22 protein-coding genes are annotated in these 25,870 nt (G+C 67.5%); 13 read left to right on the top strand and 9 right to left on the bottom strand.

Translation table 11 applies throughout. The annotated features are described in order from the left end of the window. Positions 1-232 precede the first annotated feature (232 nt). Positions 233-682, bottom strand: a complete 450-nt coding sequence (gene azu / locus FSV73_RS08060) for an azurin (RefSeq protein WP_145006499.1) — start codon at positions 680-682, stop codon at positions 233-235. A 334-nt stretch (positions 683-1,016) separates the two neighbouring features. Between azu and FSV73_RS08055 the strand changes: the two genes are divergently transcribed. From FSV73_RS08055 to FSV73_RS08045, 3 genes are all read left to right on the top strand, one after another. Next, positions 1,017-1,604: a TIGR00730 family Rossman fold protein gene (locus tag FSV73_RS08055; RefSeq protein WP_145006497.1), complete on the top strand. Its 588-nt coding sequence runs from the start codon at positions 1,017-1,019 to the stop codon at positions 1,602-1,604. 100 nt (positions 1,605-1,704) lie between these two features. Then, positions 1,705-2,562, top strand: coding sequence for an SDR family oxidoreductase (locus tag FSV73_RS08050; protein ID WP_145006495.1), 858 nt, complete (start codon positions 1,705-1,707; stop codon positions 2,560-2,562). A gap of 65 nt (positions 2,563-2,627) precedes the next feature. Further along, positions 2,628-3,485 carry a glucose 1-dehydrogenase gene (locus tag FSV73_RS08045; protein WP_145006492.1) on the top strand — a complete coding sequence of 286 codons (858 nt, stop codon included), beginning with the start codon at positions 2,628-2,630 and terminating at the stop codon, positions 3,483-3,485. Positions 3,486-3,982: 497 nt separating this feature from the next. Here FSV73_RS08045 and FSV73_RS08040 read toward each other — a convergent pair whose 3' ends face one another. Continuing rightward, complete coding sequence (locus FSV73_RS08040) at positions 3,983-4,639, bottom strand: TetR family transcriptional regulator (RefSeq protein ID WP_145006490.1); 657 nt, start codon at positions 4,637-4,639, stop codon at positions 3,983-3,985. An 80-nt stretch (positions 4,640-4,719) separates the two neighbouring features. Next, positions 4,720-6,621 (bottom strand): 3-dehydroshikimate dehydratase QuiC, encoded by a 1,902-nt coding sequence (gene quiC / locus FSV73_RS08035; RefSeq protein ID WP_145006487.1) that lies wholly within the window; start codon positions 6,619-6,621, stop codon positions 4,720-4,722. Positions 6,622-7,071: 450 nt separating this feature from the next. On the opposite strand from quiC, the gene FSV73_RS08030 reads away from it, so the two are divergent. From FSV73_RS08030 to FSV73_RS08015, 4 genes are all read left to right on the top strand, one after another. Then, entirely contained in the window at positions 7,072-8,463 is a 1,392-nt protein-coding gene (locus tag FSV73_RS08030) for an MFS transporter (protein ID WP_145006484.1), read from the top strand. A gap of 258 nt (positions 8,464-8,721) precedes the next feature. Then, positions 8,722-9,990 (top strand): OprD family porin, encoded by a 1,269-nt coding sequence (locus tag FSV73_RS08025; protein WP_145006481.1) that lies wholly within the window; start codon positions 8,722-8,724, stop codon positions 9,988-9,990. Between the two features lie 140 nt (positions 9,991-10,130). Beyond that, the gene (locus FSV73_RS08020; protein WP_145006479.1) at positions 10,131-11,195 is read left to right on the top strand and encodes a PA0069 family radical SAM protein; all 1,065 of its coding nucleotides are present in this window, start codon (positions 10,131-10,133) and stop codon (positions 11,193-11,195) included. A gap of 499 nt (positions 11,196-11,694) precedes the next feature. Then, on the top strand, positions 11,695-13,512 hold the full coding sequence (locus FSV73_RS08015) for a S9 family peptidase (protein ID WP_145006476.1): 1,818 nt from the start codon (positions 11,695-11,697) through the stop codon (positions 13,510-13,512). Here the strand turns inward: FSV73_RS08015 and aroD are convergent. Beyond that, on the bottom strand, positions 13,507-14,370 hold the full coding sequence (gene aroD / locus FSV73_RS08010) for a type I 3-dehydroquinate dehydratase (RefSeq protein WP_145006474.1): 864 nt from the start codon (positions 14,368-14,370) through the stop codon (positions 13,507-13,509). The genes FSV73_RS08015 and aroD overlap by 6 nt on opposite strands. 133 nt (positions 14,371-14,503) lie before the next feature. Between aroD and FSV73_RS08005 the strand changes: the two genes are divergently transcribed. Together FSV73_RS08005 and FSV73_RS08000 are read left to right on the top strand one after the other, a co-directional pair. After that, positions 14,504-15,250 carry a DUF502 domain-containing protein gene (locus tag FSV73_RS08005; RefSeq protein WP_145006471.1) on the top strand — a complete coding sequence of 249 codons (747 nt, stop codon included), beginning with the start codon at positions 14,504-14,506 and terminating at the stop codon, positions 15,248-15,250. 171 nt (positions 15,251-15,421) lie between these two features. Then, a complete protein-coding gene (locus tag FSV73_RS08000; protein WP_186309186.1) occupies positions 15,422-15,847 on the top strand; it encodes a VirK family protein in 426 nt (141 codons plus the stop codon). A 13-nt stretch (positions 15,848-15,860) separates the two neighbouring features. On the opposite strand, the gene FSV73_RS07995 is transcribed toward FSV73_RS08000, so the two are convergent. Next, positions 15,861-16,658, bottom strand: coding sequence for an SDR family NAD(P)-dependent oxidoreductase (locus FSV73_RS07995; RefSeq protein WP_145006465.1), 798 nt, complete (start codon positions 16,656-16,658; stop codon positions 15,861-15,863). 161 nt (positions 16,659-16,819) lie between these two features. Here FSV73_RS07995 and FSV73_RS07990 point away from each other — a divergent pair, with 161 nt between their 5' ends. Together FSV73_RS07990 and FSV73_RS07985 are read left to right on the top strand one after the other, a co-directional pair. After that, positions 16,820-17,257 (top strand): thiol-disulfide oxidoreductase DCC family protein, encoded by a 438-nt coding sequence (locus FSV73_RS07990; protein WP_145006462.1) that lies wholly within the window; start codon positions 16,820-16,822, stop codon positions 17,255-17,257. A 134-nt stretch (positions 17,258-17,391) separates the two neighbouring features. Next, entirely contained in the window at positions 17,392-18,654 is a 1,263-nt protein-coding gene (locus FSV73_RS07985; RefSeq protein WP_145006459.1) for an Hsp70 family protein, read from the top strand. A gap of 205 nt (positions 18,655-18,859) precedes the next feature. Here the strand turns inward: FSV73_RS07985 and FSV73_RS07980 are convergent, their stop codons facing one another. Both FSV73_RS07980 and FSV73_RS07975 read right to left on the bottom strand, forming a co-directional pair. Next, a complete protein-coding gene (locus FSV73_RS07980; RefSeq protein WP_145006456.1) occupies positions 18,860-19,690 on the bottom strand; it encodes an oxidoreductase in 831 nt (276 codons plus the stop codon). A gap of 31 nt (positions 19,691-19,721) precedes the next feature. After that, positions 19,722-20,939 (bottom strand): MFS transporter, encoded by a 1,218-nt coding sequence (locus FSV73_RS07975; RefSeq protein WP_260856042.1) that lies wholly within the window; start codon positions 20,937-20,939, stop codon positions 19,722-19,724. A 408-nt stretch (positions 20,940-21,347) separates the two neighbouring features. Here FSV73_RS07975 and FSV73_RS07970 point away from each other — a divergent pair, with 408 nt between their 5' ends. Continuing rightward, entirely contained in the window at positions 21,348-22,238 is an 891-nt protein-coding gene (locus tag FSV73_RS07970) for a LysR family transcriptional regulator (RefSeq protein WP_260856041.1), read from the top strand. Between the two features lie 82 nt (positions 22,239-22,320). Here the strand turns inward: FSV73_RS07970 and bdcA are convergent, their stop codons facing one another. Then, positions 22,321-23,034, bottom strand: coding sequence for an SDR family oxidoreductase (gene bdcA, locus FSV73_RS07965; RefSeq protein WP_145006453.1), 714 nt, complete (start codon positions 23,032-23,034; stop codon positions 22,321-22,323). 71 nt (positions 23,035-23,105) lie between these two features. On the opposite strand from bdcA, the gene FSV73_RS07960 reads away from it, so the two are divergent. Next, positions 23,106-23,705 (top strand): TetR/AcrR family transcriptional regulator, encoded by a 600-nt coding sequence (locus tag FSV73_RS07960; protein ID WP_145006450.1) that lies wholly within the window; start codon positions 23,106-23,108, stop codon positions 23,703-23,705. Between the two features lie 15 nt (positions 23,706-23,720). Here FSV73_RS07960 and FSV73_RS07955 read toward each other — a convergent pair whose 3' ends face one another. After that, a complete protein-coding gene (locus FSV73_RS07955; RefSeq protein WP_186309185.1) occupies positions 23,721-25,688 on the bottom strand; it encodes a sigma 54-interacting transcriptional regulator in 1,968 nt (655 codons plus the stop codon). Between the last annotated feature and the right edge of the window lie 182 nt (positions 25,689-25,870).

Raw genomic sequence — 25,870 nt, 5'->3', positions numbered from 1 at the left:
AGCGTTTTTGGTTACTTTTGTTCGGGACACGTAGTCCGGGGCGCGCAGCCGCGACTGGCAAAAGTGACTCGCCCGGGTGGGCGAAACAAAAACTCTCCACGCACTCAATAAGCAGCCATGGCACCTACTAAACAAGCGTGAGGACCTGCAGCGTTGGGCTTCGCTCCCGCTCAACCCAACCCACGGGAACCTCCTGCTCAAGAAGGCGGACTGCGACAGTCAGCCCTCCCTATTACCCCCGCTGCAACACCCCCCGCATGGACCCGAAATGCCCCGGGAAGGAGCAGAAGAAGCTGTATTCCTTGCCCGCTTCCAGGGCCCCGGTATCGAAGGTCACCGAGTCCTTCTCGCCACCGCCCAGCATGCGGGTGTGGGCGATGATGCGTTCGTCGCCCTCGGGCAGGTAGCCCTTGGTCTCGCCTGCACTCATGCCGGCGGCGTCCACGGCAGCGGCGTCGGTGGAACGCGTCAGTACCCAGTTATGGCCCATCACTTTCTTGGGCAGGCTACCGCTGTGGATCAACTCGACGGTGAAGGTCTTGCACGACGCCGGCACCTGGATGGAGGCACGGCTGTAGGTCATCTGATCGCCGGCCTCGATTTGCGTCGTACAGCTGTCGGCGGCCCAGGCGCCGGTACTTCCCAGTGCGAACAAGGCCGCAGCGAGCAACGTAGATTTCATGAACCCTCCGGATGCGTGAAAGTCGCCAGTCAGACCGATGCGAGGGTGGCGGGTTCCGGCAGACCTGGCAAGCGCGTGGCACGCTTCGCTCTATCGGCCCCATCGAAACCTTTGCCAGGTCGCCGGTCCATAGCTTTAGGTACTCTGCCTCCATCATCCGCCAGCCAAGGACGTCCGCCATGACCCTCACCGCCCTGCTGCACGAGTTGTTCGCCAGCTACGCCCAGGCCGCCAGCGGCAATGCGCCGGAAGAGACTTTCCTCGCGCGATGACGGTGCTGGGATCCGGCGGAACGGGCAGCTAGGCTAGGGGTTTTGCCTGCCGAGGAGTCCCCATGTCGCTGAAAACCGTCTGCGTCTTCTGTGGTGCAAAATCCGGTGCCTCTCCCATCTTCCAGGAGGCCGCCGCGCACCTGGGTCGCACCCTCGCCGAGCGAGGCCTCACCCTGGTCTATGGCGGCGGCAAGATCGGCCTCATGGGCGTGGTCGCCGATGCCGCCCTGGCCGCCGGTGGCGAGGTGATCGGCATCATCCCGGAGAGTCTCAGGGCCGCCGAACTGGGTCATACCGGCTGCACCCGCCTGGAGGTGGTCGATGGCATGCACGCGCGCAAGGCGCGGATGGCGGAACTGGCCGATGCCTTCATCGCCTTGCCCGGCGGACTGGGTACCCTGGAAGAACTCTTCGAGGTCTGGACCTGGGGCCAGCTCGGCTACCACGCCAAGCCCATGGGGCTGCTGGAGGTCGACGGCTTCTACGCCCAGCTCGAAGGCTTTCTCGATCACTTGGTGACCCAGGGCTTCGTCGCCGCGCCCCATCGCGCCATGCTGCAAGTCGAGGACACCCCGAGCGCCCTGCTAGACGCCCTCGCCGCCTGGCAACCCACGGTGCCGCCGCGCTGGGCAGAGCCGGCGCCGCGCTAGCGCCGCTGCACCGCCCGTCCCGGGTCTCGAACCCTCGCCGCTTGTGGCCTGTCGGTACTGACAGGCCCGCAAAAGTCACACCAGCGACGAGGATTCTTCCATGACCGATTTTCCCAAAGCCCCGATGCCGGAACAGCAGCAGGAGGTCCCCGGCCTGCAGTCGCGCATGAACCCCCTGCCGGATTGCGGCGAGCAGAGCTACAAGGGCTCCGGCCGGCTGGCCGGCAAGAAGGCGCTGATCACCGGTGGCGACAGCGGCATCGGTCGCGCCGTGGCCATCGCCTTCGCCCGCGAGGGCGCCGATGTCGCCATCAGCTACCTGAACGAGCACGAAGACGCCGAGGACACCGCCCGGCTGGTGCGTGAAGCCGGGCGCGAGGCCCTGCTGCTGCCCGGCTGCCTGTCCCAGCGTGAGCAGTGTCTGGCGATCGTCGAGAAGACTGTCGCCGCCTTCGGCCGCCTCGACGTGCTGGTCAACAACGCCGCCTTCCAGATGACCCACGAGACCCTCGACGAGATCCCCGACGACGAGTGGGTCTACACCTTCGATGTGAACATCACCGCCATGTTTCGCATCACCCAGGCGGCGGTGAAGCACATGGGCAAAGGTGGCTCCATCATCAACACCACCTCGGTGAATTCGGACATGCCGCGCCCCACCCTGCTGGCCTATGCCACCACCAAGGGCGCCATCGCCAACTTCACTGCGGGTCTGGCCCAGTTGCTCGGCGAGAAGGGTATTCGCGCCAACAGCGTGGCCCCCGGCCCGGTCTGGACCCCGCTGATTCCCGCCACCATGCCGCCCGAGCAGGTCAAGGAATTCGGCGGCAACACCCCGCTCGGCCGCCCCGGCCAGCCGGTGGAACTGGCGCCGGTCTACGTGATGCTGGCCTCCGACGAATCCAGCTACACCTCAGGCGCGCGGATCGCCGTCACCGGCGGCAAACCGATTCTCTGACCAGCTCTGCACCCTGGCACAGGCCGGGGTCGCCCCTTCTATTTTTCCGTATTCGGAGCCCTCTCGTGAGCGACTATCCCAAGCCCCCGCTGAAACCCCAACCCCAGACCTTTCCCGGCTCCGAAGCGCGCATGGATCCGCGACCCGACAGCGGCGCCGAGACCTATCGCGGCTCGGGTCGCCTCAAGGGCAAGGCGGCGCTGATCACCGGCGCCGACAGCGGCATCGGCCGCGCCGTGGCCATCGCCTTCGCCCGTGAGGGGGCCGACGTCGCCATCGCTTACCTCGACGAGCACGAGGACGCCCGCGAGACCGCCCGCCTGGTCACCGAGGCCGGGCGCCAGGCCGTGCTGCTGCCCGGCGATCTGGTCGAGCGCCAGACCTGCCTGGACGTGGTGCAGAAGACCGTCGAGGCCTTTGGCCGCATCGACGTGCTGGTCAACAACGCCGCCTTCCAGCAGGTGCGTGACAGCCTCGACGAGATCCCCGACGAGGAATGGGTGCATACCTTCAATGTGAACATCCATGCGATGTTCCGCATCACCCAGGCAGCGGTGAAGCACATGCCGCGCGGCGGCTCCATCATCAACACCGCCTCGATCAACGCCGACATCGCCCCGCCGACCCTGCTGGCCTATTCGGCCACCAAGGGCGCCATCGCCAACTTCACCGCAGGTCTCGCGCAGTTGCTCGGGGAGAAGGGCATCCGCGCCAACAGCGTGGCCCCCGGCCCGATCTGGACGCCGCTGATCGTCAGCACCATGAAGCCCGACGAGCCCGAGCAATTCGGTAGCAGCACCCCGCTGGGTCGCGCCGGCCAGCCGGTGGAACTGGCCCCGGCCTATGTGCTGCTGGCCTCCGACGAAGGCAGCTACATCTCCGGCGCCATGCTGCCGGTGACCGGCGGGATGCCGGTGCTCTAAGGGGTTTGGCTGGGGTGCTGGGCCTCGCCCTCACCCCGGCCCTCTCCCTGAGGGAGAGGGGGTGGGTCCGTAGGTTGGGTTAAGCGCAGCGAAGCCCAACGCGGAGTATCCGGCAGCGCCGGGCTTCGACGATGAGACCGTCTCAACCCACTCTACGAGGCTTGCCCTCTCTCCGAAAGAAGATTACTCGGACGGCCGCGTGGAAAATGCTGCGCGGTTTTCTGAGCTACGTATCTGGGTTCGTCCTCTCTCTGAGGGAGAGGGGGTGGAAAGGTCCGTAGGTTGGGTTGAGCGCAGCGAAGCCCAACGCGGGGTATCCGGCAGCGCTGAGCTTCGACGCTGAGACCATCTCAACCCACTCTACGAGGCCCGTCTTCTCTCCGAGAGAAGATTGCTTGGGCAGCCGCGTGGAAAACGCTACGCGGTTTTCCACCCTACCTATCTAGGTTCGCCCTCTCCCTCTGGAAGAGGGCCGGGGTGAGGGTGGCGCAGATACCCTACGGCTGCAGATACCGCACCATGGCATCGCCGATCATGGCCTTGTGGCGCTGCAACACGGCCGGATCCTCCATGTCGATGGCGTGGATGCGACCGAAGGTGTGCCGGTTGGAGACGCGATAGAAACAGAACGAACACATCAACAGGTGCACGTCCACCACGTCCAGGCCGGCGCGGACCTCGCCGTTGGCTTCGCCCCGGGCCAGGATGCGGCGCAGTGCTTCCAGCGCCGAGGAGTTGAGGCTGGAGATGGTCTCGGATTGCGCCAGGTGGCGGCCGCGATGGATGTTCTCGATGCTCACCACGCGAATGAAATCGTCATGGCTGCGGTGATGCTCGAAGAGGAATTCCGCCAGGGTCCGGATCGCCTCCAGCGGCGCGAGTCGGTCCAGCGGCAGCTCCGCCTCATCGCCCCGTACATCGCTGTAGAGCTTTTCCAGCACCGTCAGGTAGAGCTGCTCCTTGCTGCCGAAGTAGTAGTAGATCATCCGCTTGGAGGTATGGGTGCGCTCGGCGATGGCATCCACCCGGGCGCCGCTCAGGCCCACATCGGCGAATTCCGCCACGGCGGCGGCGAGGATGGCCTGGCGGGTCTTCTCGGGATTGTTCTTGCGCGGCGTACGGAGCGTGGGCGCGAGCGCCGGGGTGTCCTGCATCGGGTTTGACTCTTGTCGTCGGGGTGGCACCGCAGTGCCACCGCTGGGGAGGTGCGCGTCCCCGCAGGGACCCGCTTCGCTCAGAATTCCGCTGGCGCCGGTCGGCCCTGGCGGGCCTGCAGCATGGCCGCCAGGCGTACCGGGCTGTTGGCCGCGCCGTAGCCACTGTAATCCTTGCGCTGCAGGATTTCGAAGAAGAAGCGGTCGGCGAAGGACTCGGTGTAGACGTGGAACAGCTCGCCACCCTGGGCATCGCGGTCATAGAGTACGTTGTAATAGGCCAGGCGACTGAGGAAGTCGTCATCGAAATCGAAGCGCGCCCCCAGGTCGTCGTAGTAGTTCATCGGAATCTCCAGCAGCGGCACCCCGGCGGCCTTGGCCTGCTCCACCGCCTGGAAGATGTCATGGCAGGCGAAGGCGATGTGATGGACCCCGGACCCCCGGTAGCTGGACAGGGCGCGGGCGATGGCGGTGTTGCGGTTCTCCGAGATGTTCAGTGCCAGGCGCACGTTGCTCTCGCGATTCTTCAACGCGCGGCTCTTCACCAGCCCATAGGGATCGGGAACCACCACCTCGTCGTCGGCGCTGAAGTCGAACAGGCTCTTGTAGAACAGCACCCAGCTGTCCAGGGCGTCAGCCGGCAGGGCGATGGCCACGTGGTCGACATGGGTCAGCCCGAGGCCGCCACTGGCGCCGGCGCTGACGTCGAAGTCGGTGTCGTAGAGGCTACGACCATCGGCGCCGCGGTCGGCGAGATAGATCAGGCTGCCATCCGGCGCCCGTACCGCCGGGATCTCGCGCTCGTTGGGCCCGACCAGGCCGCGATAGGGTTGCGCCCGGTACTGCTGGGCACGCTCCAGGGCGCCCTGGCTATCCGGCACCCGCAAGGCCATGGCGCACAGCGAGGGGCCATGGGCTTCGAAGAAATTGTGGCCGAAGGAATAGGGTTCGGCATTGAGCACCAGGTTGATCTCGCCCTGGCGCAGCAGCTTGACGTTCTTGGAGCGGTGCCGGCCGGCCTGGGCAAAACCCAGCTTGCCCAGCCAGCGGGCCAGCTCGGCGCCATGCACGTCGTCCACGGCGAATTCGAGGAACTCGGTGCCCTCCAGGCGCGGCGCCTGGGGCGGGGCGAACAGCGGCGCCGGCACCGGGGTCTCCTCGCGCTGCAGCCGGGCGGCGGTCTGCTCTTCCAGGTACAGCAGCGACCTCAGGCCATCGGCGGCGGTGGCGCGGGTCTGGGCGGCGCGGAAGCCGTCGTTGAAGATTTCCAGGGACAGCGGTCCCTGGTAGCCGGTCTGCAGGATGGGCGCGAGGAAACCCGCCAGGTCGAATTCGCCCTGTCCCGGGAAGCAGCGGAAATGCCGGCTCCACTCCAGCACATCCATCTGCAGCAAGGGCGCGTCGGCCATCTGCACGAAGAAGATCTTGTCCCCCGGGATCTGGGCGATACCGGCCGGATCGCCGCCGATGGACAGGGTGTGGAAGCTGTCGAGCAGCACGCCGAGATTGGGGTGATCGACCGCCTTCACCAGCCGCCAGACCTGTTGCCAGGTATTGACGTGGCGGCCCCAGGCCAGGGCTTCGTAGCCGATGCGCAGGTTGCGCGGCGCGGCCCGTTCGGCCAGCAGCTGCAGGTCGTCGGCGATCAGGCGTTCATCGCCGAGGCTGTCGGCGGCGGTGTTGCTGCAGACCAGGACGAGGTCGGTGCCCAGCTCCTGCATGAGGTCGAACTTGCGCTCGGCGCGGTCGAGATTGCGTTGCAGGCGCTCGCGGCGGCCGCCTTCGAAATCGCGGAACGGCTGAAACAGGGTGATGGCCAGGCCCAGGTCGTGGGTGCGCTGGCGAATTTCGCGGGGGCTGGCGCCGGAATACAGCAGGTCGTTCTCGAAGATCTCCACGCCGTCGAAGCCCGCCGCCGCGATGGCTTCGAGCTTTTCGGTCAGGGTGCCACTGATGGATACGGTCGCGATGGAACGCTGCATGCCGGTGCTCCTGTATTGAACGGTCTTCTCCGTCGGATGACCGCCGCGGAGAAGGTCTGGTTCGTCGGGTCTGGGGGCGATTATTCTCGGCGCCCGAAAACCCAACAATGAATTATGTACGAACCGGTTAGTTTCTGTTCGCTGATCGAACAGTTGGGCGTTCAGCGAATTGACCAGCCAGGGCGACGCCTCGCACTATTGATTTCAGAGCCTTCTGCGCTCCTGCTTCCGCCGCGTCGACCATAACAAGACAAACAAGAGTGTGCGCCCATGTCCCAGCTATCCACGCTATCCTTCGCCTCCCGTCTCGCCTGTCGCCCACCCGTGGCCAGTCGCCGACGGCCAGGCTAGCCCCGCATCCCGCTATCTGTTCGGCCCTGCGCTGCCCGTTCACGCTCTGGCGCGCCGCCGAATTTCATCCTGGCCTGACAATAATTCCGGAGACAACACATGGCCAATACCGCCTCCCCCACGACCGGCTCCCAAGCCAAGAAAGCCACCGCTAGCGGCTGGATCGGCTCGGCACTGGAATACTACGACTTCTTCATCTACGCCCAGGCCGCGGCGCTGATCTTCCCACAGATCTTCTTCCCCTCCACCGATCCCAAGATCGCCATCGTCGCCTCCCTCGCCACCTATGGCGTGGGCTACCTGGCGCGTCCGGTCGGCGCCTTCGTCCTCGGTCACTGGGGCGATACCCGCGGCCGCAAGAACGTCCTGCTGCTGTGCATGTTCCTCATGGGCATCGCCACCATGGCCGTGGGCCTGCTGCCGACCTACCACCAGATCGGCATCCTCGCCCCCATCCTGCTGGTGGTGCTGCGGCTGATCCAGGGCTTCGCCGTCGCTGGCGAGATCTCCGGCGCCAGTTCGATGGTGCTCGAACACGCGCCCTTCGGCCGGCGTGGCTACTACGCGAGCTTCACCCTGCAGGGGGTGCAGGCCGGCCAGGTGATGGCCGCCGCGGTGTTCCTGCCGCTGGCCTACTTCATGCCCGCCGACGCCTTCAACAGCTGGGGCTGGCGCATTCCCTTCCTGCTCAGCGCCTTCGTGCTGCTGGCCGGCTTCATCATCCGTCGCGAGGTCCATGAGACGCCGGCCTTCGTCAAGGAAGAAGCCAAGGCCGAGACCGTCGCCAAGCGCTCGCCCATCGGCGAAGCCCTGAGCACCAGCTGGAAGTCCATGATCCTGGTCGCCCTGATGGCGCTGATGAACGTGATCCCGGTGGTGGCCACCATCTTCGGCGCCGCCTATGCGGTGCAGCCGGCCTACGGCATCGGCTTCGACAAGAGCGTCTACCTCTGGATACCCGTGGTCGGCAACATCGTCGCGGTGCTGGTGATCCCCTTCGTCGGCAACCTCTCCGACCGTATCGGCCGGCGCCCGACCATGATCGGTGGCGCCCTGGGCTCCGGCCTGCTGGCCTTCGGTTATCTCTATGCCATCAGCATCCACAACCTGCCGCTGGCCTTCGTCATGTCGCTGCTGATGTGGGGCGTGGTCTACCAGGGCTACAACGCGGTCTTCCCCAGCTTCTACCCGGAGCAGTTCCAGACCCGCTACCGCGTCTCGGCCATGGCCATCTCGCAGAACATCGGCACCATGTTCACCGCCATGCTGCCGGCGCTGTTCACCCTGGTCGCACCGCCCGGCACCGACAACATCTGGCTGGTGGTCGGTAGCCTGGCCTTCGGCGTGACCTGCCTGTCGGCCCTGGCCGCCTATCTGTCGCCGGAAACCTACCGCGTGCCCATGAGCGAACTGGGCAAGCCGGGCGCGGTGCAGATGGACAAGGGCGCCTACGACACGGCCCGTCAGGACAGCCTCAAGGCCAGCGTCTGACCTCCGCTGGAGCCTGCGCCAGGCGGAGGCTCCAGCCAGCTACTTCGGTAGCCTTGCAGCAAGACATACGTTGTCATATAACTAAGCGGCCGAGTCTTTCGGTCGCTGCCTTCCACTAATTCGAATAAGAAAGGAATCTCCCATGTTGCCCGCACCCTCCTAGCGATACCCCCGCCGCTCGCCGCCTTACCTCGCCCACGTCAGATGCCGCCTCCGCGCCGGCAGGGCACCCCTTACCGACAAGAACAAGGACCACCCATGAGCACTCGACTCGCTTCCGGCCGGCTCGTCCGTGCCTGCGCCGCCTTCGCCACCCTGGCCAGTACCGCTCCCCTGTGGGCCGCAGATAGCGGCTTCATCGACGGCACCAAGGCCAATCTCAACCTGCGTAACTTCTATTTCAATCGCAACTTCGTCGATCCGGCCTACACCGCGCAGAACAAGGCCGAGGAATGGACCCAGAGCTTCATCTTCGGCCTGACCTCGGGCTACACCCAGGGTCCGGTGGGCTTCGGCATCGATGCCCTCGGCCTCTACTCGGTCAAACTCGATGGCGGTGCCGGCACCTACGGTACCCAGCTGCTGCCGACCCATGCCGGCAATGAACCGGCCAAGGACTTCGGCCGCCTGGCGGTGGCGGCCAAGGCCAAGATCTCCAAGACCGATATCAAGGTCGGCGAATGGTTCGCCGTGCTGCCGATCCTCAGATCCGACGATGGCCGTTCGCTGCCGCAGACCTTCCAGGGCGCGCAGATCCACTCCACCGAGATCCAGAACCTGGAACTCTGGGGCGGCCAGATGCGCCAGAACAGCCCGCGCAACGATGCCAGCATGGAAGACATGTTCATGCAGGGCCGCGCCAATGCCACCTCCGACCGCTTCAACTTCGTCGGCGGCGAATACACCTTCAACGAGAAGCGCACCCGAGTTGGCCTCTGGTATGCCCAGCTCGAAGACATCTACCACCAGAAGTTCATCAACCTGATCCACTACCAGCCGGTGGGCAGCTGGACCCTGGGCGCCAACCTCGGCTACTTCATCGGCGACGACGATGGCGCCGCTCGCGCCGGTGCCCTGGACAACCGCACTGCCTATGCGCTGCTTTCGGCCAAGCAGGGTGGCGGCACCTTCTATGTTGGCCTGCAGCGCGTCAGTGGCGACAGCGCCTGGATGAGGGTCAACGGCACCAGCGGCGGCACCCTGGCCAACGACAGCTACAACTCCAGCTACGACAACGCCCGGGAACGCTCCTGGCAGGTGCGCTACGACCACAACTTCGCCGCCTTCGGCGTACCGGGCCTGACCCTGATGAATCGCTATCTCAGCGGCGACAACGTCCACACCGGCAGCATCACCGACGGCAAGGAATGGGGCCGCGAATCCGAGGTGCAATACGAGGTGCAGAGCGGTCCGCTGAAGAAGCTGCTGATCCGCTGGCGCAACTCCAGCATGAGACGCGACTACAGCGCCAGCGGCTCCTTCGACGAGAACCGCATCATCCTCAACTACCCGATTTCGGTGTTGTAGGGCGCAGGATCGGTGGCCCGCGCGGCCACCGATCCTGCCGGCTGGGCTGCCGGACCTTACGGCGCCCAGCCGACGACTGTCCCCTTGCCCGGATCGCCCAGGCCCTATACTGTACAAATATACATTATAGAGGTCTCGTCATGCCCCAGCCCCAGCGTCCGCCACGCGGCCGTGGCACCGCCAGCAATCCGCACAATCGCTTCGCCGCGACCCGCAGCGAGGTCGAGCACGACGGCTGGTACGAAGAGGCGACGCCGCTGACCTTTACCACCAGCGTCCGTCAGGAAACGGCCAAGACCGTCATCAGCCGCAACCAGTCCCCGGATGTCGGTTTCGACCGCTCGGTAAATCCCTATCGCGGTTGCGAGCACGGCTGCATCTATTGCTTCGCCCGGCCCTCCCACGCCTATTGGGACCTGTCGCCGGGCATCGATTTCGAGACCCAGCTGATCGCCAAGACCAACCTGGTGGAGCGTTTGGAGGCGGAGCTGTGCAAGCCGGGCTACCAGCCGCAGCCCATCGCCCTGGGCATCAATACCGATGGCTACCAGCCCATCGAGCGACAGTACCAACTGACCCGCCAGGCGTTGGAGGTCCTGCTGCGCTATCGCCATCCGGTCACCCTCATCACCAAGAGCGCGCTGATCCTGCGCGACCTGGATCTCTTCGTGCAGCTGGCCGAACGCAACCTAGTGCGGGTGGCCTTCAGCCTGACGACGCTGGACGACGACCTCAAGCGCATCCTCGAACCCCGCACCGCGGCGCCCCAGGCCCGGCTGCGCGCCATGCGCACCCTGCACGAGCACGGGGTGCCGGTGAGCGCCCTGCTGGCCCCCATGATCCCCATGATCAACGACCACGAGCTGGAAGCCCTGCTGGAGGCGGCCCGCGACCACGGCGCCCGCTCGGCCGGTTATGCCCTGCTGCGCCTGCCGCTGGAGATCGCCGGGCTGTTCGAGGAATGGCTGCAAACGCACTTCCCCGAGCGGGCCGCCCATGTGATGAGCCTGATCCGCCAATCGCGCGGCGGCAAGAACTACGACAGCCGCTTCGGCATCCGCATGAAGGGCGAAGGGCAGTTCGCCGAGTTGCTGGCCCAGCGCTTTCGCCTGGCCCGCCGCCGCTTCGGCCTGGAGCGGCGTGAAGGCGAAGGCCCGGACTGCAGTCAGTTCGCCCCGCCAGGGGAGCAACTGGGGTTGTTCTAGGGCAGGCGTCGAACGGGCTTGCCCCTCACCCCAGCCCTCTCCCAGGGGGAGAGGGGGAAAAGCCTTGCACCCGTAGGTTGGATTGAGCCCAGCGAAGCCCAACAGCCCCGGCCACCCTCACCCCGGCCCTCTCCCCGAGGGAGAGGGGGAAAAGCGACGCCCGCCCGTAGGTTGGGTTGAGCGCAGCGAAGCCCAACAGCCCCGGCCACCCTCACCCCGGCCCTCTCCTGGAGGGAGAGGGGGAAAAGCGACGCTCTCCTGTAGGTTGGGTTGAGCCCAGCGAAGCTCAACAGCCCCGGCCACCCTCATCCCGGCCCTCTCCCCGAGGGAGAGGGGGAAAAGCCTTGCACCAGTAGGTTGGGTTGAGCCCAGCGAAGCCCAACAGCCCACGCTTCCCTCACCCCGGCCCTCTCCCGGAGGGAGAGGGGGAAAAACCGGTGCGTCTCGCTGCCCATCCTCAGCTGCTAGGCTAACGGCTGTTCTTCCTTCTGGAATCGCCATGACCGTCCCTACGCCACTCACGCCGGCCCAGGCCGTTGCCGCCGGTATCGACTTCGCCGAGCTCAAGGTCGATGCCAGTGGCCTCTACTGGAGCCAGTACGATCCCTGCGACGGCGCCACCCGGCTCTGGGTACGCCAGGGTGACGCCGCGCCACACTGCCTGACGCCGGCCGGCTTCAGCCTGCGCAGCAAGGTCTATGAATACGGCGGTGGCGCCCTCTGCCTCGCCGACGCCGGGCCGCTGTTCGTCAATGAAGCCGATCAGGCGGTCTACCGCCAACCGCGCGATGGCAGCGCGCCCGAACGGCTCGCCGGTGGCCCACAGTGGCGTTATGGCGACCTGCACTGGGATGGCCACCAGCAACGCATACTGGCGGTCGAGGAAGACCGTAGCGAGCAACCGCCGCGCCATCGGCTGGTCACCCTTGGCCTGGACGGCGAGCGGCAGGTGCTGGCCGAGGGCGCGGACTTCTACGCCGCGCCCCGCACCAGCGCCGACGGTCGCTGGCTGGCCTGGATCGAATGGGATCGGCCCCACCAGCCCTGGACCCGCACCCGGCTGCTGGCGGCGGAACTGGACGCCGCGGGACGTCCCGGCGCGCCCCGCCTCGTCTCGGCCGACCCCGAGGAGTCGCTGCAGCAGCCGCTCTTCGATCAGGGCCACCGGCTCTGGGCACTGAGCGATCGCCAGGGCTGGTGGCAGCCCTGGTGCGAGACGCCCGACGGCTTCGCGCCCCAGGCGGCACCCGCGGCGGATCACGCCGCCGCGCCCTGGCAGCTGGGCGGCGCCAGTTGGCTGCCCACGGCGGAAGGCTGGCTGGCGACCTGGCAGGAAGAAGGCTTCGGCCTGCTCGGCGAACGCCGGGCGGACGGCCAGGTGCGGCGCCTGGCCCCCGACTTCACCCGCTTCCGCGGGCTGGCCCTGGACGAGCGGTACTGCTACTGCATCGCCGCCGCGCCGACACGGCCGTCGGCGATCCTGGCCATCGACCGCGCCACCGGCGCGGTGGACATCGTCAGCGGGGGCGTGGCGCCCCTGGCGGAAGCCGCCATCGTCGCGCCGCAGCCGCTGAGCTATCCCAGCGGCGACGGCCTGGCCCAGGGCTTTCTCTACCTGCCGGAGCGCCATGGCGAGGGTCCGCCACCGCTGCTGGTCAGCATCCATGGCGGCCCGACCTCCTGTACCTATCCGGTGTTCGAGGCACGTATCCAGTTCTGGGTCCGCCAGGGCTTCGCCGTGGCCGATCTCAACTATCGTGGCAGCAGTGGCCATGGCCGTGCCTACCGCCAGGCGTTGCACCTGCGCTGGGGCGAGGTGGACGTGGAGGACGCCTGTGCAGTGGTCGATTACCTGGGCGCCCAGGGTCTGGTGGATCCGGCGCGCGCCTTCATCCGTGGCGGCAGCGCCGGTGGCTACACGGTGCTTTGCGCCCTGGCCTTTCGCGACGTCTTCCGCGCCGGGGCCAGCGTCTATGGGGTCAGCGATCCCCTGGCGCTGGCCAAGGTCACCCACAAGTTCGAGGCCGACTACCTCGACTGGCTGATCGGCGACCCCATAGCCGACCGCGCTCGCTACGAGGCCCGTACCCCGCTGCTGCATGCCGCGGGCATCCAGGCGCCGGTAATTTTCCTCCAGGGCCTCAAGGATGCCGTGGTGGTACCGGCCCAGACCGACGCCATGGCCGCCGCCCTGGAGGCCCGCGGCGTGCCGGTGGTGGTGCGCCGCTACCCCGACGAAGGCCATGGCTTTCGCCAGGCCGCCAACCAGGCCGATGCCCTGGAGCAGGAAGCGGCCTTCTACCGTCGCTGGCTATGAGGAAGGCTGGCGCGCCCGGTGCAGCGCCTCCAGCGTCTGGTGCAGGACGTCGGCCTCGATCTGGCCCGGGGCCGACGCCTGGCCCTGGTTGCCGAAGGTGAGGGCGCTGCCGAAGGTTTCGCCCGCCAGGCGGGAGACGCTGCCGGTACCGCCCATGGCCATGATGAGCAGCGGCCGGGGGCTGCGCTCGTGCATGTTCCAGGTCACCTGCAGCAGGCGGGCGACGTCGCCGCCGTCGTGGGGCATCACCGCTAGCTTGAGGATATCGGCGCCCAGGGCTTGTTGACGCTGCAGCCGCTTCAGCATGTCGGCGTTGCTCGGGGTACCCTGGAAGTCGTGGCTGGAGAGGATCACCTTGGCTCCGGTCTTGTGCGCCTCCACCACCAGCGCCTTGACCCTGCGCTCGTCGCGCCGCATCTCCACATCGATCAGGTCGGCGAAGCCCGCCTGCAGCAGCTTGCCGTAGAGCGCCGCGTAGGCCGCGTCATCCAGCTCGCCGGCGCCGCCTTCGCGCTTGGACCTGAAGGTCAGCAGCAGCGGCTTGCCGCCCAGCGCCTGCACCAGTTGCCGCCCCAGGGCGGCGACCTGGTCGGCGTCCGTGGCGAACGTCAGGAGGTCGAGGCGCAACTCCAGGATGTCGACCGCCGCGGACCCGGCGGCGGCTTGGCCCTGCTCCAGCACCTGCTCGGCGGTCTTACCAGAGGTGGAGACGATGATCTTGGGACGCCCTGCGCCGATGGGCAAATCGCGGACCTGCACCACCTGGGTGGCGGCCTGTACCGGCGTGGACAGCGCCCAGCCGGCGCACAGGGCGAAAGGTAGCGCCGCGAGCAGCAGCGGGCGAAGTTTGAGGGGCATGGCAGGACTCCAGAACGCGAGGGGATTGTCTTCCAGACCGGCAAACCCCTCGCCGAGTGCCCGTCGGCGAGGGTGTGACGGGCGCTGATCGCACGGCTCGCGTAGACTGGTGCTTTAGCCGTCGAGTCCTTGCATGCCCTTCGTTCGTCGCGGTTTCGAAAGCATCGTATCCACCTGGCTGGCCGGCCTGCTGTTGCTCCTGCCGCTGGTGCTGACCCTGGCCCTGATCGGCTGGATCGTCAGCTTCCTCAACGGGCTGATCGGACCGAACACCACCCTCGGCCAGCTGTTCGTGGCGGTCGGTCATCCCTTCGTCGGCAACTCCCTGGCGGCCTATGGCATCGGCACCCTGGTGCTGCTGGTGCTGCTCTATCCGCTGGGCATCGCCGTCAAGCTGGGCCTGCGCCGGCCACTGGCCTGGTTCGCCAACCTGACGTTCCGGCGCATACCGGTGTTCGGCAAGCTCTATGGCCTGGCCGAACGCTTCGTCGAGTTGCTCGACCGCAAGGAAGGCGGGGCGGACATCCGCGCCATGAGTCCGGTGTGGTGCTTCTTCGGTGGCCAGGGCGTGGCGGTGCTGGCCTTGCTGCCCAATCCGGCGGTGGTGGACATCGACGGTCGCCACTATCACGCCGTGCTGGTGCCCTCGGCACCCGTGCCGGTGGGCGGTGGCCTGCTCTATGTACCGGTGGACTGGGTGAAGCCGGCCGACATGGGCGTCGACATGTTCACCAGCATCTACGTGTCCATGGGCATCACCCTGCCGCCGGTGGTTAAGGACCGCCAGGTGGAATTCATTCCGCTGGCGGAGGCGGTTCGGCGTCAGCGGAGCGAACAGGATTCGGCGGGCGCCCCTCCCGACGAAGACCAGCCCGGCTAGGCAGCCCTAGCGGAGGGTGGACGACCGCCTCGGCAGCCAGAATCGCTAGGCCGGTGAAGCCCTGGCCCGAGGGCTGAAACCCGCTTTCCAGAGCAAAGCGTGACCGGGTCCGCCGATCGCAGCGCTGCGCTTGGCTAAGCTGGAGCGCTCCCAATGCCATGGAGCCTGACCATGACCGCGCGTTTCCTACCCTTGCTCTCCGGCCTGTTCGTCCTCGGTGCCCAGGCCGCCACGCCGCTGCCCGACCAGGCAGCAGTGCGTACCGCGCTGTTGCAAGGCGCTGCGGTCCGCCTGGTGCTGGACCTCGGCGCCTGCCAGCCGGCGCTGCCCGCCACCAATCCCAGCCAGACCCGCGGCGGCCTGCAGCTGGGTGCCTTTCGCATCACTCCCGACCAGGTGCTGGCCTTCGCCGACGAACATGTCAGCGTCGCGCCGGACGGTCAGCCGGTGGTGCAGCTCCTGCGCTACCGGGTGAAGCCCGACGACTCCGCCGAATTCAGCATGGACGCGTTCGAGCTGCCTTCCTACCGCCCGCGTGGCGACAAGGTGGCCTACCGCTGCGCGGTCAATCGCGGCCTGACGTTCTACCGCGATTGAGCGGATGGCAAACCTAGTTCTGCACAGCCTGGACCGAACCGCCATCCACGCGCAGGTTGCTGCCGTTGATGAAAGAGGCGCGCTCGGATACCAGCAGGGCGATGGCCGCGGCCACCTCTTCCACCTTGCCGCGACGCTTCTGCACAATGCCGGGCCGCTCTTCGTCGAGGAAGCTTTCGATGGCTTCGTCGAAGGAGACGCCAAGTTCCTTGGCGCGTTTCTCCATCATGCCGTCGGTCATGCCGGTCTCGATGAAGGCCGGCGAGACGGTGTTGCACAGCACGCCGTGGGCCGCTTCCTTGTAGGACAGGTTCTTGATGAAGGCCGCCAGGGCCGCCTTGGCCACGTTGTAGACGGCCTCTTCCCAGTAGGGCTGGACGGCGTTTTCCGAGGTGATGCAGACGAAGCGGCCCCAGCCACGCTGGCGCATGCGCGGGATGGCGGCGCGGGCGACGCGCACGGCGGAGAAGAAGTCGGTGGCCCAGGCCTCCTCGTAGTCGGCGTCGGCCAATTCCAGCGGATCGCCCTTGGCGCCGGTGACACCGGCGGTATGCACCACGATGTCGATCTGGCCGAAGCGGCTCTCGCCCTGCTCCACCAGCTTGTTCACCGCCGCCTGGTCGGTCATGTCGGCGGCGATCAGCAGCAGCTCGCCCGGCAGGCCCTTGGCCGCCTCTGCCAGCTTGTCCTGCTCCAGGTCGGACAGCACCAGCTTGACGCCCTCTTCGGCCAACAGCTTGGCCGTTGCCAGACCCATGCCACCGCTGGCGCCCGTGATGAGGGCGACGCGCCCGTTGATTCCCAGATCCATAGCGACCTCGTTCGTAGCTCGTGTGGTTTGCGTGCAATGCCGTCATCCGGCGTCTCTGATTCCGACTCGCCAGAGCGCGCCGTTGCGCTTACCGTTCGGCGGAAAGCGCAACGGCAGAGCCCGTGGCCGGTCCAGATAGGCAAGCCCCCAGGAAGATCACGATGCATGTCCCCCGCCTGCCCCTCACCCTGTACCACGACGGCGCCTGCCCGCTCTGCGCCCGGGAGATCGCCTGGCTGCGGCGGCACGCCGATCCGCGTCGCCTACACCTGGTCGACCTGGCCGCGCCCGACTATGAACCGCCGGCCGATGCCCCACCGCGCCAGGCCATGCTCGACCTGCTGCATGCCCGGGATGCCGACGGTCACTGGTTCCGTGGCCTGGATGCCACCTACTGGAGCTGGCGCACCGCCGGCCTCGGCCACTGGGCGCGACCCCTCGCCTGGCGCCCGCTGCGCCCCCTGCTGGAACTGGGCTATCGCCTGTTCCTCAAGCTGCGCCCGGGCCTGACCTGGCTGCCGCATCCGGACGGCGGGCGGCGCTGTCGGCAGGATGCCTGCAGCTTCGACCAGCGCCGCGACGAGGGGCCCAGGCCCTAGCCCCGTCGCGCACCACCCGCTATGGCCGAAGCCCCGGCGAGACGGCTGCGACCACCCTGCTGGCATCCGGCCAGGGTTCGTTTGCGCGCCGGTCTGGGCTAAACTGCGCGGCTGTTCGCGTTACGGATCCTGACATGGCCGCTCTACCCGCCCGGGCCCTGGGCCTCGACTTCGGTACTTCCAACTCCACCGCCGGCTGGCTGCGGCCCTCGGGAGAGGTCCTGCTGCCCCTCGAGGAAGGCAAGGCCACCCTGCCCTCGGTGATCTTCTTCAACGCCGAGGAACGCCGTCCGGCCTATGGCCGCCAGGCGCTGCACGAATACCTGGAAGGTTACGAAGGCCGCCTGCTGAGATCCCTCAAGAGCCTGCTCGGCTCCAGCCTGCTCAAGGGCGAGACCAGCATCCTCGGCAGCGCCCTGCCCTTCACCGAGGTGCTCGGCCTGTTCCTCGGCACCCTCAAGCAGCGCGCCGAGGAGCAGGCGGATCGCGCCTTCGACGCCGTGGTGCTGGGTCGCCCGGTGCACTTCGTCGATGACGATCCGGTCGCCGACCAGGAAGCCGAGGACACCCTGGCCACCGTGGCGCGCCAGGTGGGCTTTAGCCACATCTCCTTCCAGTTCGAGCCCCTCGCCGCCGCCTTCGACTACGAGCGCAGCATCGAGCGCGAGGAGCTGGTGCTGATCGTCGACATCGGCGGCGGTACCTCGGACTTCTCCCTGGTGCGCCTGGCACCGGAGCGCCGCGAGCTGGCCGACCGCGCCGGCGACATCCTCGCCACCGGCGGCGTGCACGTCGGCGGGACCGACTTCGACCGCCAGCTGAGCCTGGAGGGGGTGATGCCGCTGCTGGGCTACGGCAGCGCCATGAAGAGCGGCGCCACCATGCCCACCAGCCACTACATCAACCTGGCGACCTGGCACACCATCAACGCCGTCTACGCCAAGAAGAGCGTGCTGGGCCTGCGCGACATGAGATACGACGCCCAGGACACCCGCTGCATGGATCGCCTGTTCAAGCTCATCGAACAGCGCGCCGGCCACTGGCTGGCCATGCAGGTGGAAGATGCCAAGATCGCCCTGACCGACGACTGGCGCCGCACCCTGCGCCTGGATCGCATCGAGACCGGCCTGGCCGCCGATCTGGAGCGTCCGCTGTTCGATGCCGCCATCGCCCTGCAGCTGGAACGTCTTAGCCGCGGCGTGGACGAGCTGCTGGCCCGCGCCGACCTCGATCCGGCGCGGGTCGACAGCCTGTTCTTCACCGGCGGCTCCAGCGGCATCCCGGCCCTGCGCCAGGCCCTGGCCAGGCGCTTCCCCGGCGCCCGCCTGGTGGACGGCGACCGCTTCGGCAACATCGGCAACGGCCTGGCCATCGAGGCGTTCAAGCGTTACGGCTGAGTGCCCCGGACGCCTTCGGGACGCCGCCACGCGCGGTGCCCAGAGCGCGGCCAGGATGCGCCGATCCGGCTGGATAGCCATGCCGCACCGCCTGCGCAGAGATCGCCGCCGACACCGACCGAATGGCAAAGGGGTCGACCGCCAGTCCGGGCCGCACGGCGTATTCGCTGGACTGGCCTGGCTCCTGGCCGTTGTTTCGCACAAGTCAGTCAAAGTCGGTATGCCGGGCGATAGCTCGCCAGGCGTCCATATCCGCCCGCAGCGAACTCAGCTTGTGTTCGGCGATGTCGTAGGCGACCGGTCCCAGCGGCAGATGCAAGGGCGGATTCGCCGCCTCCACCGCCTGCAGGATCACCGCGGCAGCCTTGCGTGGATCTCCCGCCTGCCGGCCATCGTTGCTGTCGCGATAGGCACGCCGGCGCCCGGCGGTGTCGGCGTAGGCGCCGATCACCTGTTTCGCCAGCGCGATGGAGCGTCCGAGGAAGTCGGTCCTGAAGGGGCCGGGCTCGACGATGATCACCCTTAGCCCAAGGGGCTCGACCTCCCGCGCCAGGGACTCGGAAAATCCCTCGACGGCGAACTTGCTGGCACTGTAGTAACCCGAGCCAGGACCTCCCGAGAGCCCGGCCCCGGACGACAGATTGACGATGCGGCCGGAACCGCGCTCGCGCAGCGCTGGCAGCGCCAGGCGGGTCATCTCGATCAGGCCGAACACATTCACCTCGAAAACCGGCCGGTATTCACTGGGCTCGGCCTCTTCGACCGCCCCTATGAAGCCGACCCCGGCATTGTTCACCAAGACATCCAGGCCGCCGAATGCCTGCTGCGCGAAAGCGATAGCGGCGGCCGCGGCGCTGGCGTCCGTGACATCCAGGCGCACCGCCTTGAGGTTATCCGGGAACTGCCGGGTCAGCGGTTGCAATATGGCCGGATCGCGGGCGGTGGCCACGACATTGTCGCCGCGCGCAGCGGCTGCCACGGCAAGGTGCTGGCCGAGGCCGGAGGAGCAGCCGGTGATGAGCCAGGTCTTTTTCATGCGGGTTTCCCCTCGATGGTCTTTGGCAAGGTCAGTGGGTACTGGAGCCGATAGCGGTCTGGGCAGCGCCCTCCGGCGTTCTCCGCCAACTCAACCCCGCCGCCAGCGCCAAGGCGCCGCCGATCGCCACCGACGTCAGCGAAAAGGCGAAGCGAACCGTCGCGGCAGGGGCGCCCTCGGGGGCGAGTTGGAAGAACAGGCCACCCAGGAGCGCGACCGACAGGGCTGCGCTGATCTGCAAGGTGGCATTCGTCAAGCCGGCCGCCAGACCGGCCAAGCTCGGCGCCACCTGATCCGCGTTCGACCTGACCAGGGCGGGCAGCGCGATGCCCTGCCCCAGGCCGATCAACAGCAGCGGAACGGATAGCCAGGCGGGTGAGCCCGCCAGAGCGGCTACCAGCACCAGCCCCGCCACTTCCAGGGTCATGCCCAGGGAGGCGGTGCGGGTGCCGAGGCGCCGGGCGATGCGCGGACTGCACAGGGGGCCGCACAGAAACCCGACGCCCAGGGGCAGAATCGCCCAACCCGCCGCCAAGGCGCCGTGACCCAGCCCCGCCTGCTGGTAGACGGCGAAGATGAGGAAGAAAGGGGCAAGGGCGTAGAACAGGAAGGTCGCCAGCAGGCTGCGGCGCAGTCGGGCTGCCGCGAACAGGGAGGGCAGCACCAAGGGCATTTCGCCCTTCCGTTCCTGGCGCTGCTCGTAGCGCCAGAACAGGCGCAGCACCACCCCACTCGAGAGCAGCAGGGACACGGACCACCAGGGCCACTCGAGTCGCGGCCCCTCGACGAGGGGAACGACCAGCGCCAACAGCCCCGCCGCGAGCAAGCAGGCGCCGATGACGTCCAGCCGGGCCCCCTGATTCGCCCGGCTCTCGCGCAGCCAGGCCAAGGCGGCAGGCAAGGCACAGAGGATGATCGGAAGGTTGATGAGGAAGATGCTGCGCCAGCCGAGTCCGAAGGGATTGGCTTCGATCAGCACGCCACCCAGCACCTGGCCGCAGACCGAGGCGAGCCCGAAGGTGGCGCCATAAAGACCGAGCGCCTGGTTCTTCTCCTCCGCCGGGAAGGTCGCATGGATCAAGGCCAGGGACTGAGGCGCCATGATGGCAGCGGCTATGCCCTGCAGCAGCCGGCCGGCGATGAGGACCTCGGGCGCGGGCGCCAGTCCGCACAGCGCGGAGGCCAGGCCGAAGCCCACCATGCCGCCGAGATAGACGCGCTTGCGACCGTAGATCGCCCAGCCGCCCACCCAGGATCAGGGTGACCGCATAGGCGGTCGCATAGACCGACACCACTAATTGGGCGAGATCCGAAGACGCCGCGAAGTCGTTGCGGATCACCAGCAGCGCCACATTGACGATGAAGAAGTCGAGCGGCGGCAGCAGCGTGCCGAGCAACAACACGCCCAGGGCGAACCAGCGGCGGCTGTCGGGCTGTGCCCGGGCACCGTCCGCTGCCTCCTGGCGAGCGACACTCCCTTCCAGGCCCTTGCAGGCGCCCGTTACCCTCGCTGCCCTCTCTCGCAATCTGCTCATGGCTGATCTCCCCTGCAGAGCCAGTTCCACCCCACTGGCAAGGTCCAACGGACCGGGATTGACGTGAGTCGTCATGGTCTCCCCTACGTTATTGTTTGGGGACTGCCCTTCCTGCATATTGAATGTTCATTTTTGAACGTGAGTTCGGCATGGAATGGGGTGATGTGCGGATCTTCCTGGCGGTTGCCCGCGGCGGGTCCTATGGCGCGGCGGCGCGGGCGCTGGACATCAGCCACCCGACCGTGGGTCGCAGGGTCAAGGTGCTCGAGGAAGAAGCCGGGCAGGCGCTATTCCGCCGTACGGGTGACGGTCTGATCCTGACCAATTCAGGGGACGCGGTCTTCGCCCTGGCCGAGTCCATGGAAGCCTCGGCCCTGGCCATGGAGCGGCGCCTGGCGGGCAACCACGAGCGCCTGGAGGGGCTATTGCGGATTTCCTCGGCGGACTGGTTTGCCGGCTATGTCCTGGCGCCGGTCCTGGCCGAGCTGAGCCGTCGGCACCCCGCCGTGGTGCCCGAGGTCATCGCCAGCTATCGGCTGCTGGATCTCTCCCGGCGCGATGCGGACGTGGCCTTTCGCCTGGTGCCCTTCAGCGAACCGGATATCGTCCAGCGGCGTTTCCTGACCCTGCCCTATGGACTCTATGGCTCGGCCGCTACCGCGCTGGCCGTGCAGGAAGATCCGGCCACGGTCGGCCTGATCCTGATGAACACCGCGCAAGCGCACTTTCCCGATGTCGCCTGGTTGATGGAGCGGCTACCGGGGTCGCGACGCGCTTTCACCAGTACCAGTCGGACGGTCCAGGCGCAGCTGTGCCGGCGCGGCCTGGGGGTTGCCGTCCTGCCCCGCCCGGTCGGCGATGCGACGGCAGGACTGCAGCTCATCGAGACCTTCGGCCCGCCCCCGTCGAGAGAGATCTGGGTGGGCTACCACCAGGACCTGCGGCTCATGGATCGGCTGCGTGCGCTGCTGGATATCGCGGAAGAATTACTGGGCCCGGCGGGCGACGCCTGATCGACGACCGCTCCGATCGTCGCTGGCGGCAGGCGCCACCTGGGCTCCTGTCACCCACACGACAGGAACCCGCGGGAAGCGATCAGGCGCCGAAGGCCCCATCGATGGTATGCATGGCGCCGGTGACGAAGCCGGCCTCGGGTCCGGCAAGCCAGGCCACCATGCCGGCCACTTCCTCGACGCGGCCGTGGCGCTTGATCGCCAGGAAGCTGTGCATCATGTCCTTCATCGGCCCCTCGGCGGGATTCATGTCGGTATCGATGGGCCCCGGCTGCACCACGTTGACGGTGATGCCGCGCGGCCCGAAGTCCCGCGCCAGGCCGCGGGCCAGCCCCTGCAGCGCGGATTTGCTCACGGCGTAGGCGGCCAGGCCGGGCACCGGCATGCGGTCGCCATTCACCGAGCCGATCACGATGATGCGACCCCCGGCGGGCATCTGCCGCGCGGCCTCCACCGCGGCGTGATAGGGCGCCTGTACATTGATGCGCAGCAGCCGGTCGACGGCATCCGGGTCCTGCTCCAGCGCATCGCCGAACAGGGCGACGCCGGAATTCACCACCAGCACGTCCAGCGGACCGCTGTCGCGCACCCGGGCGATGACCGCATCGCGGTCGGCGCTGTCGGTCGCCTGGGCGGTGCTGCCGGTTTCGGCAGCCAGCGCCTGGGCGGCCTCCTGGGAACTGGAATAGGTGAAGGTCACCCGGGCGCCCTCGGCGGCGAAGCGCCGCACGATGGCCGCCCCTATCCCGCGACTGCCGCCCAGTACCAGTACCGACTTGCCTGCAAAATTCGCCATGACCTTGCCTCCTGATTAATGTAGTGAGTGTTACAATAAACCTCACATGCCGCCTGTCAAGGTATTTTGTAATGACCGCTACAAATAAACCCGCACCCCGTGGCCGGCCACGGCGCTTCGATCCGGACGAGGCCATCACCCGTGCGCAGCGCCTGTTCCATGCCCAGGGCTACGACGGGGTGAGCGTCGCCGACCTGACCCAGGCCCTCGGCATCAATCCACCCAGTTTCTATGCGGCCTTCGGCAGCAAGGCCGAGCTGTATCGGAAGGTGCTCGAACGCTACACCCTGACCGGCGCCCTGCCGCTGCGGCAGATCCTGGAAGCCGACCAGCCCCTGGCCAAGGCGCTGGTGCAGCTGCTGGAAGTGGCGGCGCGCAGCTATGCCACCGACCCGGAGGCAGCCGGCTGCCTGGTGCTGGAGGGTATGCATTGCGACGATCCCCAGGCACGCGCGGCGGCGCAGGTCTATCACCTGGCCGCCCAGGAATTCATCCGCAGCAGCATCGCCGCGCGCCATCCGCAGGACGCGCAGCGACTGGCCGACTTCGTCGCCACCACCATGGCCGGCCTCTCCGCCAGCGCGCGGCACGGCCAGAGCCTGGAGCGCCTGCTGGCCAGCGCCCGCCTGGCCGGCCTGGCGCTGACCCAGGTGCTGCCTGCCGATGCCTGAAGGGATGGAGGGTGATCAGTCCTCGGGCTCAGTCAGGCGGGCGTAGCGACTGCCATCGAAGCAGGACGGGTCTTCGTCCAGGTATTTGCGCATCCGCCGCCACAGGGTCGCCGTGCTGATGCCGAGTCGACTGGCCGCCTGCTTGCGACTTCCTCCCACGGCGTTCAGGGCCGCATGCAGGATTGCGCGTTCATCGGGAGGCGCCGCGACCGCCGGATCCTCGGGCCTTGGCAGATCGCCGAGCAGCTCATCAAGCAGCTCGTCGGCAGGCCAGTCGCAGTCGCGCATGACCCTCAGGCGTTCGGCGAGGTTGGCGACCTGGCGCACGTTGCCCGGCCAGGGATAGTCGGCCAGGCGCTCCAGTAGGGTTTGGATGAGCGCCTGGGTGTCGGCGGACGGATTCGGCAGGAGCCGTTCCAGCAACTCCGGCAGATCGCTACGGCGTTCGCGCAAGGGCGGTAGCGTCAGGCGCAGCACGCAGAGACGGTAGTAGAAATCCTCGCGGAACAGCCCCTTGGCGACCTGGGCCAGCAAGGGCTTGTTACTGGCCGTGATGATGCGGATGTCCACCGGCGTGACCTTGTCGTCACCGATCCGGATGACCTGGCGCTCCTGCAGGGTGCGCAGCAATTTCAGCTGGATGTCCGGGGCGGTTTCGCTGATCTCGTCGAGGAACAGGGTACCGGTGTGCGCCAGCTCGAATACGCCGGTGCGGCCTTCGCTGGAGGCGCCGGTGAAGGCGCCCTTGACGTAGCCGAACAGCTCGCTTTCCAGGACGCCGGGGGCGAAGGCCGCGCAGTTGATGGCCACGAAGGGACCGTGGCGCCGCGCGGAAGCGTTGTGGATGCTCTGGGCGAAGAGCTCCTTGCCGGTACCGGTCTCGCCCTCGATGATCAGGGTGCTGTCGGCCTTGGCATAGGCGGCGGCCAGCCGCTTGACCCGCTGCAGCGCCGGACTGCTGCCGACGATGTCGGCGAAGGTGCGCTGCGCCAGGTGCCGCCCGGCCAATGCCCGGCGCATCTTGCGCTCGAGGGTACGGATGTCCGTCTGGTTCTGCAGGGTAGCGACCGCCCCTATGACCTGGGCGTCCAGCTCGATGGGGGCGATGCTCAGGGTCAGGGCGCGCCGCCCGATGTCCAGCAGCGCGCCGCGCACCGCCTGGCCGTGTTGCAGCGCCTGTTCGAAATAGCGCCCGATCGGCAGGTCGGCGACGGAATCGCCACAGGCGATATCCGCCAGGTACGACCGGGCCACCTGATTCATGCGGGTTACCCGGCCCGCCCCATCGACGCTGAAGATGCCTTCCGACACGCAGTCGAGGATCGCCTGGATCATCTCGTAGCGACGCTGCAGCTCCTGGCGCTGCAGGCGGCGCTCGTCCTCGACCTGGAGCAGGTGCAGTGCCTCGTCGAGTGCCTCGGCGGCGGCATCGCCGTCGGTCTCCGACATCACGAAGTGCAGGCCGCGGGCGGCGACGGTGTCGGCGAAGGAAAGCCCACCGATGGTGACTTCGATGCCCTGCGCCTGCAGCTCATCGAGCCGTGACTCGATCTCCTGGCTACTGGCGAGGGGGTCGATGACGCAGATGCGGGCGTCGGGCATGAACGGATGGGATTTCGCCAGGATCCGCGCGTAGCCGTTCGAGGTGGCGAGAAAGGCCACCCGGGGCGAAAGGCGAAGCGCCTTCCGGTAGGCGTTGATGCAGTCGAAGAAGGTGTGCCTGAGCTCCACCACCGGCACGCGGAAATGCTCCCGCAGGCGATGGGCCGTCTTGCCACGACTGATCAGCACCACGGCCCCCTGCTCCAGCAGGCGCTGGGCGGTGCGCAAGGCATTGCCCTGGACCGCCTCCACCACGGGCAGCGCCATCCCCCGCTGGCGCAGGAGTTCCTCCATGGTCCGCGTCAGGGTGCGCGAAGGCGCGATCACCGCGATGCGGCCGGACAGGGCGTCCGGCGGCGGCGAGGTCTGCGGGGCATTCATCGGCATTCTTCTTGTTTCAGCCCGGCGGGCGATGTGAAAGCTTTTGCAAGCTTCTGCGTGACCTGTCAACCCTCTACCCCGGCCGGAACCTAGCGCCCAGCACCGCCAAGTGACTGATGCAAAAGCTCTTGTGGGATAGGCAAGGGACTGGTGTAGCAGCTGGCACAGCCCTTGCGCTGCTA

This window comes from Pseudomonas oryzihabitans, assembly GCF_007665395.1.
Classification (GTDB): Bacteria; Pseudomonadota; Gammaproteobacteria; order Pseudomonadales; family Pseudomonadaceae; genus Chryseomonas; species Chryseomonas psychrotolerans_C.
The sequence above is the reverse complement of the archived record's forward strand: the minus strand, read 5'-3'. Positions and strand labels throughout refer to the sequence as shown.

Coding starts and splice junctions, on each gene's coding strand:
- FSV73_RS08030 (WP_145006484.1), top strand. CDS start 7,072: ATGGCCAATACCGCCTCCCCCACGACCGGCTCCCAAGCCAAGAAAGCC.
- FSV73_RS07990 (WP_145006462.1), top strand. CDS start 16,820: ATGCATGTCCCCCGCCTGCCCCTCACCCTGTACCACGACGGCGCCTGC.
- FSV73_RS07970 (WP_260856041.1), top strand. CDS start 21,348: ATGTTCATTTTTGAACGTGAGTTCGGCATGGAATGGGGTGATGTGCGG.
- FSV73_RS08020 (WP_145006479.1), top strand. CDS start 10,131: ATGCCCCAGCCCCAGCGTCCGCCACGCGGCCGTGGCACCGCCAGCAAT.
- FSV73_RS08000 (WP_186309186.1), top strand. CDS start 15,422: ATGACCGCGCGTTTCCTACCCTTGCTCTCCGGCCTGTTCGTCCTCGGT.
- FSV73_RS08025 (WP_145006481.1), top strand. CDS start 8,722: ATGAGCACTCGACTCGCTTCCGGCCGGCTCGTCCGTGCCTGCGCCGCC.
- FSV73_RS08015 (WP_145006476.1), top strand. CDS start 11,695: ATGACCGTCCCTACGCCACTCACGCCGGCCCAGGCCGTTGCCGCCGGT.
- FSV73_RS07955 (WP_186309185.1), bottom strand. CDS start 25,688: ATGAATGCCCCGCAGACCTCGCCGCCGCCGGACGCCCTGTCCGGCCGC.
- FSV73_RS08040 (WP_145006490.1), bottom strand. CDS start 4,639: ATGCAGGACACCCCGGCGCTCGCGCCCACGCTCCGTACGCCGCGCAAG.
- quiC (WP_145006487.1), bottom strand. CDS start 6,621: ATGCAGCGTTCCATCGCGACCGTATCCATCAGTGGCACCCTGACCGAA.
- aroD (WP_145006474.1), bottom strand. CDS start 14,370: ATGCCCCTCAAACTTCGCCCGCTGCTGCTCGCGGCGCTACCTTTCGCC.
- FSV73_RS07985 (WP_145006459.1), top strand. CDS start 17,392: ATGGCCGCTCTACCCGCCCGGGCCCTGGGCCTCGACTTCGGTACTTCC.
- azu (WP_145006499.1), bottom strand. CDS start 682: ATGAAATCTACGTTGCTCGCTGCGGCCTTGTTCGCACTGGGAAGTACC.
- FSV73_RS08050 (WP_145006495.1), top strand. CDS start 1,705: ATGACCGATTTTCCCAAAGCCCCGATGCCGGAACAGCAGCAGGAGGTC.
- bdcA (WP_145006453.1), bottom strand. CDS start 23,034: ATGGCGAATTTTGCAGGCAAGTCGGTACTGGTACTGGGCGGCAGTCGC.
- FSV73_RS07960 (WP_145006450.1), top strand. CDS start 23,106: ATGACCGCTACAAATAAACCCGCACCCCGTGGCCGGCCACGGCGCTTC.
- FSV73_RS08005 (WP_145006471.1), top strand. CDS start 14,504: ATGCCCTTCGTTCGTCGCGGTTTCGAAAGCATCGTATCCACCTGGCTG.
- FSV73_RS07980 (WP_145006456.1), bottom strand. CDS start 19,690: ATGAAAAAGACCTGGCTCATCACCGGCTGCTCCTCCGGCCTCGGCCAG.
- FSV73_RS07995 (WP_145006465.1), bottom strand. CDS start 16,658: ATGGATCTGGGAATCAACGGGCGCGTCGCCCTCATCACGGGCGCCAGC.
- FSV73_RS08055 (WP_145006497.1), top strand. CDS start 1,017: ATGTCGCTGAAAACCGTCTGCGTCTTCTGTGGTGCAAAATCCGGTGCC.